Source organism: Roseateles sp. P5_D6, from assembly GCF_054049415.1.
In genome coordinates, this window is the sequence record NZ_JBFUMK010000016.1 from 122423 (window position 1) to 131401 (window position 8979).

Below are 8979 nucleotides of genomic sequence, written 5' to 3' on the forward strand. Positions count from 1 at the left end.
CTCACTGGCTGGCATGGTGTTCGCGGCACCGAGCCTGCTTGTCGAAATACCTAGTTCCGCCGTTCGCCGCGTGCGCTGATCGAGCCCATGCCCGACACCGAGCGCTGCACCGACGGGTTGCCGAAGTAGTCCACCGAGCCGATGCCCGAGATATTGGCCGCCAGCTCGTCGGTCACCCACAGCAGCACATTGCCGATGCCGCTGACGCTGACACGGGCGCGCTGGGCCTGCAGGCGGTCGGCGACCACCTTGCCCTTGCCGGAGATCTGCAGCGCCAGGTCCTCAACGCGCCCGCCGAGCTGGCCGTCACCGGCACCCGAGATGACAAAGGTGAGCTGCTTGGCCTGCAGCTGGTCCAGCCGCACCAGGCCTGCGCCGCTGATGAAGAGCTTGAGCTGGTCGGCGCGCAGGGGCAAGGGCGCGTGCACGTCGCTGGCGCCGGACAGCGACAGCCCCTTCAGCTGACGCATCTCCACCTGCACGAACAGCTTTTGGCTGTGCCAGAACTTCCAGCCGCCGGTCGGGCGAATGATGAGCTGGCGGTCGGCCAGCTCGACCTCGACGCTCTTCTGCACCTCGGCGTCGCCGGCGATGAAACATTGGTCGCGCTCGCCCTGCACGAGGATGACGCGCGCCGCGCCGGCCAGCTCCAGGCGATCGAAGGCGCCGGGGGCGTAGATGCGGCCGGGCATTGCTGGGGTGGCCGGCGTCGCTGGTGTCGCTGGTGTCGGAGGAGTGGCCGGTGTTGCTGGTGTCGCCGGCGTGGCGGGAGTGGGGGGCGTCGCTGGCGTGGGGTGCGGGTGAGGCTGGGCCTGCGCCAGGCCGAGGGCTGCCAGCAGCAACGCCGGCAGGAGGCGCCTCTTCAAGGTGTTGGTCTTCATAGCGACTGCTCCCTCAACATCTTGGACACCTCACGGTTGGCCGTGATGCGCGTGCCGTCACGCAGCTGCACGACGAGCTGGGAGTTCTCGTCCGGGGTCATGCTCTCGACGAAATCCAGGTTGACGATGCAGCCGCGCTGCACGCGCAGGAACTTCATCGGGTCCAGCCGCGTCTCAAAATCGGCAATCGGCAGCCGCACCAAGAAGCTGCGGCCCTTGCTGGTGATGGCGGTGTATTTGTTGTCGGAGCGCAGGCACTCGATGGCGTCCACCTGCAGCGGGAAGATCTTGCCCTGGTCGCGCACCAAGAGGCGCGTCAGCGGTGCGTCGGCCGGCGCGCCCAAGGCCTGTGCCACATCGGCAGGGCTTGGCGAAGCGTCGCGCAGCACATGGCTGATCGCCTCGTCGAAGCGCTCGCGCGAGAAGGGCTTGAGCAGGTAGTCCACCGCATGCAGCTCGAAGGCCGTCAACGCGTGCTGGTCATAGGCGGTGGTGAAGATGATGCGCGGCTGGTGGGCCTCGCCTTGCAGAGCCTGCACCACCTGCAACCCCGTCAGGCCCGGCATCTGGATGTCCGTCAGCACCAGCGCGGGCTTGAGCGCGCGGATCTGCGCCAGCGCGTCGTCGCCGTCCTCGCAGACAGCCACCAGCTGCAGGCCCGGCGTGGCCTTGACCCAGTCGGCCAGGGCTTCGGCGGCCAGGTGTTCGTCTTCGGCGATCAGGACGGTGGTGGTCGTGCTCATAGCTGTGGAATAAAAAGGTCGACGCGAAATCCTGCGCCGGGAGCGGTGTGGATGCGCAGGCGCGCCTGGCCGTCGTAGTCCAGCGCGAAGCGCTTCTTCAGCGCCGCCAGGCCCACGCCGCGGCGCTGGCCGGGCTTGGGCTCCAGGGCCTCGGGCTCGCAGCCGGGGCCGTCATCGGCCACGGCCAGGTCCAGGCCATGGTTGAGGGCATTGCGGCGCGCGGTGATGGTCACCTTGCCGCCGCCCTTGCGGGTGGCCACGGCATGCAGGATGGAGTTCTCGACCAGCGGCTGCAGCGTCAGTGGCGGCAGCTCGTCGGCCATCACGCGCTCCTCCAGGTCCCAGTCCACGCGCAGGCGCGAGCCCAGGCGCAGGGCTTCCAGGGCCAGGTAGTCGCGCAGGAAGTCGATCTCGTCGGACAGCATCACGCGGTCCTCGGCGCCGCGCTTGGTGTCCAGCACATAGCGCAGCATGGAAGCGAACTTCAGCAGCGAGGCCTCGGCGGCGGCCGGGTCCTTGCGGGTCAGGGCGATCAGCGAGTTCAGCGTGTTGAACAGGAAATGCGGGTTCAGCTTGCCGCTGATGGCCGACAGCTCGGCCTTGGCCAGCGCACTCTCGGCCTGGGCGGCGTGCACGGCCGCCGAGCGCGCCGCGCGGGACTGCAGCACGGCCGTGAAGGCGGTGGCTATTGCTGCGTAGACCACGAAGCCCCACACCGAGCGCCACAGCAGGCCGGCCAGCAGCACGGCGCCGGCATGGTCGGTGCCGAACAGGGCGGCATTGACGGCGAACTCACCGGCCTGCCACAGCGCCGAGAAGGACAGCGCCGCCATCGCGTGCGCCAGGGCGGTCGCGGCCGCGCCGGCATCGGTGCCGTGCAGGCGGCGGGCCACCGGCCAGACGGCGACGCCCAGCAGCATCGGCGCCCACAGCATGGTGGTGGCCTGGTAGACGGCCAGCCAGAACGGGTCCAGGCCGCGGTCGAACTCGCTGCCCGCCAGCACGAACAGGCACCAGGCCAGCGCGCAAGTCCCGGCGTACGCCAGCCACAGCCGCACATTCGGGCGGCGGTTGCTGGAGCGGGGGCCGGGGGAGTTCATGGCTTCATCTTAGGGAGCCCCGTCGGGCGGGCGGCGGGTGGAGAGACGAAGTGCGGGCCCCGGGGTGCGGGATGCGGTCTACGTGGAGTTGCTGACGGGGTTCGGCGAGCCCCTCGGCATAATTCGCCCCTTCCCCATCGAATTCGGACGAGCGTCATGGCCAGCGTCAACAAAGTCATCATCATCGGCAACGTCGGCAAAGACCCCGAGGTTCGCTACAACCCGAGCGGCGGCGCATGGGTCACCCTCAGCCTGGCGACCACCCGCAACTGGAAGAACCGCGAGAGCGGCGAGCGCCAGGAAGAGACCGAATGGCACCGCGTCGTCTTCAACGACCGCCTGGCCGAGATCGTCGGCGAGTACGTCAAGAAGGGCCGCCCCCTCTATGTCGAAGGCCGCCTGAAGACCCGCAAGTGGCAGGACAAGGAAGGCCGCGACACCTATACGACCGAGATCATTGCCCAGGAGATGCAACTGCTCGGCGGCCGCGATGGCGCCGGCGGTGGCGATGAAGGCGGCGGTGGCGGTGCCAGCTACGGCCGTGGTGCGGGTGGCGGTGAAGGTGGTGGTGGCGGTTACAGCCGTGGCGGTGGCGACGAGGGCGGTGCCCGCCCGGCAGCGCGCCCGGCTGCGGCCCAGCGCCCGCCCGCTCCGCGTGCACCGGCTGCGGCGCCCAAGGCGGCGACGGGGTTTGACGATATGGATGACGATATTCCGTTCTGAACCAAACCCGCTTGGATTAAAAAGGCCCACAGCACACTGCTACGGGCCTTTTTTATCGCCTGTATTTGTTAGCAGAGCAGATGGAGTCCTACAACAATTACCGTGGACGATGGGCAATCAGATCACCAAATTCACACCGCAGGGTCATTCAGTGAAAATACCGAGTGCTGCAACGTTGATCGGCTGGGCTACTGTTGTTGCCACGGCAATTTCACCATTCGGTCCGGCAATCTACGAAGCATTTGCCGACGATGACGACAGTTTTTTGTTTGAATATAAATATACGAAGAACCCCATCGTGGAGTGGAATAGGCAAGTAAACGCCGCACTGAAACGACTTGACGAAAGCATAAAGAGCCCAAGCGACCTCCCAAAATCACTAGTTCGATCTATCACCCGAGAACTGGCTATCAATACGCCAACATTGGCTGCATGGGCCGACTTGAAGCCTTTCGATAGCCTCCAAGTGAGAATCACAAACATAGGATCAAAGGACTTAAAGGATATACGCGTTCAATTTCATGGTTGTGTTGGATACGATTCCCATGCAACATACCCGGACTCCTTGGCAAGTCAAGAATCCCCGGAAATGCTGCGAAAACTCGCCGATCCAGTAACGATCAGCTATCGCAAATTATCTCGCAGCTCTTCGGAAGGGTCATACAACGCTTACGTCACATTCTTCGGTATGGATAGCGCCAGTTGCAAACCCCTGGTGACTGCTGATTTGGAAAGCGGGAAATCTGCCAAAGGCAGGCAAGTCAAGATTGACGAATATCTTCAGAGTAAGCGAGATCAGCGGCAGCGCTTTGAACGCATAGCAGATGTAAGCTTTAAGCTCGGTCTGCTAAGCATGGTCCTGTTTCTCTATTATCGAATTCGGCAGCTAAATAGAAGGTATCGTTCTGACTAACGACGCCTACCCTCCAGCTCCTAGTCCATACGGTCCGCCGTCGCGGCAATGCGCATGCCGCCCGGTGCAGTCCAGCGCTGTCGGCCGATGGTCGAAGCTGAGCACCCAGGCCAGCCCGGTTGGAGTGAACGCAGTGAACCCCAACACGGATGGCGGCAGCACGGTACTGTTCGGAAGCGCGACATCGTCGATGTTGGGGTTCGCGTGGCTCACCCCAACGGAGCTGTCAACATCAGGCCCGCGGCCCAATCACTGCGGGCTGTTTCTTGTGGAGAAACGCCCATTGATGGCGAAGCAACTGGTTTTTATCGATGGCGTGGGCGGCAAGCGCTATATGCGCGGCAAGCTGATTCGCTATTTCGAACAGCGGGGATATTCAGTTCACTGCTTCGACTATTCAGCATCGTCGCAGTCGTTGCCCGACATGAAGGCCCAGCTCTCGGCGGTGCTCAAGGAAGTGGCAGCCTGCGGTGAATACCATGCCATGGGGTATTCGTTCGGCGGCGTCCTCTTGCGATTGGTCCTGCAGGAGCCTGGCGCTGCGGCGCCACCGCCCCGACGGATCGTCTTGCTCGCATCGCCGCTCGCGTCAATGCGGCTGGCCAGCAGATTGAAAAATTGGCGAATCTATAAAGCGATGACCGGCGAATGCGGGCAACTGGTGGCGAGCGCGGACGAAATGGCAAAGATTCCGTTTCCACCAGTTCCAACGGCCTGCATCTACGGCATATGGCCCTGGCTGGGCGCATTGGGAATATTCGCCGGATTCCGGTTGCCGCATGACGGCATGGTGACCAAAGAGGAAGCCGCGCCGGAAAAATTCCAGTTCGCGGCCCCGATCAGCGCCAGCCATGCCTTCATTCCCGCCCATCCATCCGCGCTGGCGGTGGCCCATGGGTGGTTCAATGGTTCTTAGACCGCGCGCGGCCGCCTGCTGGTCTGCTCCTTGGAGGGCCGCGCCCCGCTGAGCCATCACTGCGTCGCAAATATCGAGGCCAGGCTGCTGGTCATCGCGATGATGCATCGCGCTTGGGGTGGCTTTGGCGTGATGGCCCTTCAGACCGCCCTCGCACCCTCGACACGCCACCGAGGCGTCAACGCGCTTGCGCAACGCCAGTGATCAGTCAGCGGTTGGGCCGTGAAGAATGCCATCGGCGCCTTCGGCATCGACCCCGAATGCTGCGCCAGAGCGCTTCTAGAATCGCCGCGCCCGCATGCGGGACGACATCAAAAGCACGGGGAGGACGGATATGAGGGCCACGGGTCTTTGCGCAGCCTTGGTTTGCGCTGCAATTTCCATCGGCTGTGGCGGTGGGGGCGGCAGCAGCACGCCGACGCCGCCAGCACCGACGCTGTCCTACGCCGCACCCCAGGCCTACGTGCAGGACCAGGCGACATCGACGCTGGCGCCGACCACATCAGGCACCGTGACGTCGTTCAGCGTCGCACCCGCGCTGCCGGCCGGCCTTGCGTTGAACACCACCACGGGCGCCATCTCGGGCACGCCTACCGCCGGCACCGCTCCCGCCGACTTCACCGTCACGGCGACGGGGCCCGGCGGCTCGGCCAATGCAAAGATCCGCCTGGCTGTCCAGCCTGCCGCCAAGGTCACTCGCATGACGGTGGCGGGCACCTCGGTCGCTCCGCTGGTGACGCTCGACGGCGCGGCGCTCGGCCTCACTGGCACCGTCTACGCCAAGGCGAGCGACAAGGACGGCGTGATCGGCTCGACCGTCGCAGTCACCGCCAGCGGTGGCAGCTATGTCCTGGAGTTTTCGACCGCCGGCTCCGCCACGGCAGGCGTCCATGCCGGGCAGGCGGTGGTGAGCCTCTGCCAGGACACGGCCTGCGCTGCGCCGCAGGCGACGTCCACGCTGTTCGTGAACTACAGCGTCAACGTCCTTGCCGCAGGTGGCGCCTGGCCGGGCAATCACCTGACGGCGCTCTCGCCCGTCGCGGGCGCACCGGAATGGGCCACCTTCCAGGGCAACGCCGCCCACACCGGTTACGTGCCGGTCACGCTCGACGCCAACAAGTTCGACACCCGCTGGCAAATCACGGTGCCGTCCTTCATCTATTTCAACGGCCGCTTCAACCTCGGCACGGTCACCACGGCAGGCGGCAACTTCTACATCGCCGGAGACAACGCCGTTTCGGCTCGGCGTGAGCATGACGGTGCCAGCGTCTGGAGCTACAGCTTCGGCGAGCTGCCCTACCCTTCCACCAATCCGCCGGCCGTCAGCAACGGGGTCGTCTATGTCGCGGCCGGTCAGCAATCGTCGACCTATATGTTCGGCCTGGACGCCAGCAACGGCACCGTGCTGTTCAAGTCCCGCATGTCATCTCAGTGGGAGCACTATCTCGCGCCCACCGTGGGGCCCTCAGGCGTGTACACCAACGCGGGAACCTACGGCGGGCTGTATGCATTCAGCACGCAGGGCACCGAGTTGTACTTTGCCGGAGCCGCACAGCAATCTGCGTGGACCCCAGCCGTCGACGCCAACGCGGTGTATGCCTATACCGGCAACTCCCTGCAGGTGTTCGACCCTGTTTCCGGCGCGCTCAAGATGAGCATCGCCGATCCGTCCTTCACGAACTACATCTACGAAATCGGCGGCTCCCCCGTCCTCGGCGGCGCCAACTCCGTGTTCGCCGCGGCCTATGCCAACAGCTTTCTGAATGGCGGAGGGATCGGCAATTCACTCCTGCACTTCAACCTCCAGTCGCGGACCGTCGACTGGTCCATCAGGGGCGTCTACCCCTCGACGCCGGCCTATGACGCGGGCGTCGTCTACGCGGCCAATAACAACCCCTTGCGACTCGAGGCCCGCTCGGAAGCCGACGGCTCGCTGCTCTGGTCCTGGACGCCCCAGGCGTCTGGCGATACGGAATTCGTCAGTGAGGTCCTGCTCACGAAGAACACCGTGATCATCAGTACCAATACCTCGACCTACGTCATCGATCGCTCGGCACACCGAACGATCTGGAGCTATCCAGCATCGGGCAATCTCGCGCTGTCACCGAACGGCATTCTGTACATCGTGTCGCAAGCCGGCTGGTCCGGCTCGACGGCAACGATCACGGCCATCAACGTTCAATAAGTCAGCCAAATCCGGGCGAGAGCGCAGTGCACCTGCGTGCGGCGGCCCCGGGCGCAGCCCGGTAGGTTAATGGGATGGACGCCCCCACCTTGAACGGCATCGATGTGCCAGAGTGGAAGGGCAATGTTCAACCACTGACCGGAAGGGGCGTCCGACATGGAGATTACGACGATCGGCCTGGACTTGGCCAAGAACGTGTTTCAAGTCCACGGTGTTGATGCACGCGGCAACACCGTCTTGAAGAAGCAACTCAAGCGCGCGCAAATGGCCGAGTTCTTCGTCAAGCGCACTCCCTGCTTGATCGGTATGGAGGCCTGCGCCAGCGCCCACTACTGGGCCCGCAAACTCCAGGCGATGGGCCACACGGTGCGCCTGATGGCCCCGCAATTCGTCAAGCCCTACGTCAAGACCAACAAGAACGATGCGGCGGATGCCGAGGCGATCTGCGAGGCGGTGGCGCGGCCCAATATGCGCTTCGTGCCCGTCAAGACGGTGCAGCAGCAGTCGGTGCTGGCGTTGCATCGCGCGCGCCAGAGCCTGGTCAAGATGCGCACCGCCCAGGCCAACCAGATTCGCGGCTTGCTCGCCGAGTTCGGCATGGTCATCCCGCAGGGCATCCGCAACGTGGGCCAACGCGTGCCGGATCTCATCGAGGACGGTGCCAACGAGCTGTGCGGCATGTTTCGGGTTGCGATCCAGCGCCTGATGCTGCACCTGGACGAGTTGGGCGCGCACTTCGAGGCGCTGGAAGCGCAGATCAAGACCTGGCACCAAGACAGCAGCACGAGCACTCAATTGGCGGCAGTGCCGGGCGTGGGACCGATCACGGCCAGCGCTTTTGCCGCCAGCGTGGGCGACGCCAAATTGTTCAAGAACGGGCGCCAGGTGTCGGCCTGGCTGGGCATGGTGCCCAAGCAGCACAGCAGCGGCGGCAAGGACTTGCTGCTGGGCATCAGCAAGCGCGGCGACACCTACTTGCGCACGCTGCTCATCCACGGCGCGCGGGCGGTGGTGCAGGCCAACGAGCGCAAACGCGGCACCGAGCGAGAGGACCCGTGGCTGAGCGCGCTGGTGAGCCGGCGCAACAAGAACGTGGCGGCGGTGGCGCTGGCCAACAAGAACGCGCGCACGATGTGGGCGTTGCTGGTGCACGGGCGCGGGTATGAGGCGGGGTTCAAGTCAGAGCCACCGAAGCGCGGCGGCATGGCCGCGGCGGCCTGAGGGCGTGCCACCTCTCCCGCACGATTGGATAACGGCAAGGAGAATCCACCCGACAGCCTTCCAGCGATTGCACAGGCGATCAAGACGTGATGGCAGAACAGGTCAGACCGTGGCCGGCAAATCCCGCTCACCCCAAGGCGCAAGTAGCGCGATAGGTTGATAGAGGCGCCGGTCAGCGAATTCCATCAGGGGCAGCAGCGCCAAGCGCGCACTCCAAGCCCGAATGTATGGCTGCAATCTTTTCCTCTCCGTCACCACTGAAAGAGCGCTTGGCAAACGGGGGCGTCCATGTATGGG

Annotated in this window: 8 protein-coding genes; 5 read left to right on the forward strand and 3 right to left on the reverse strand. The window is 64.6% G+C overall.

The annotated features are described in order from the left end of the window. Positions 1-50: 50 nt before the first annotated feature. The 3 genes from ACXJKM_RS20935 to ACXJKM_RS20945 are packed head-to-tail and all read right to left on the reverse strand — an operon-like array spanning position 51 to position 2724. Positions 51-866 (reverse strand): head GIN domain-containing protein, encoded by an 816-nt coding sequence (locus tag ACXJKM_RS20935; RefSeq protein ID WP_457321814.1) that lies wholly within the window; start codon positions 864-866, stop codon positions 51-53. Between the two features lie 11 nt (positions 867-877). Further along, positions 878-1624: a LytR/AlgR family response regulator transcription factor gene (locus ACXJKM_RS20940; RefSeq protein ID WP_457321812.1), complete on the reverse strand. Its 747-nt coding sequence runs from the start codon at positions 1622-1624 to the stop codon at positions 878-880. After that, a complete protein-coding gene (locus ACXJKM_RS20945; protein ID WP_457354902.1) occupies positions 1621-2724 on the reverse strand; it encodes a sensor histidine kinase in 1104 nt (367 codons plus the stop codon). The genes ACXJKM_RS20940 and ACXJKM_RS20945 overlap by 4 nt, the downstream gene beginning before the upstream one ends. Positions 2725-2880: 156 nt before the next feature. On the opposite strand from ACXJKM_RS20945, the gene ssb reads away from it, so the two are divergent. From ssb to ACXJKM_RS20970, 5 genes are all read left to right on the forward strand, one after another. Beyond that, entirely contained in the window at positions 2881-3447 is a 567-nt protein-coding gene (gene ssb, locus ACXJKM_RS20950; RefSeq protein ID WP_056191367.1) for a single-stranded DNA-binding protein, read from the forward strand. 109 nt (positions 3448-3556) lie between these two features. Then, the gene (locus ACXJKM_RS20955) at positions 3557-4360 is read left to right on the forward strand and encodes a hypothetical protein (protein ID WP_157281009.1); all 804 of its coding nucleotides are present in this window, start codon (positions 3557-3559) and stop codon (positions 4358-4360) included. 133 nt (positions 4361-4493) lie between these two features. Continuing rightward, positions 4494-5276 (forward strand): esterase/lipase family protein, encoded by a 783-nt coding sequence (locus ACXJKM_RS20960; RefSeq protein ID WP_157281007.1) that lies wholly within the window; start codon positions 4494-4496, stop codon positions 5274-5276. Between the two features lie 298 nt (positions 5277-5574). Continuing rightward, the gene (locus ACXJKM_RS20965) at positions 5575-7461 is read left to right on the forward strand and encodes a putative Ig domain-containing protein (RefSeq protein ID WP_457354904.1); all 1887 of its coding nucleotides are present in this window, start codon (positions 5575-5577) and stop codon (positions 7459-7461) included. A 156-nt stretch (positions 7462-7617) separates the two neighbouring features. Further along, positions 7618-8682, forward strand: coding sequence for an IS110 family RNA-guided transposase (locus tag ACXJKM_RS20970; RefSeq protein WP_457354906.1), 1065 nt, complete (start codon positions 7618-7620; stop codon positions 8680-8682). Positions 8683-8979 lie beyond the last annotated feature (297 nt).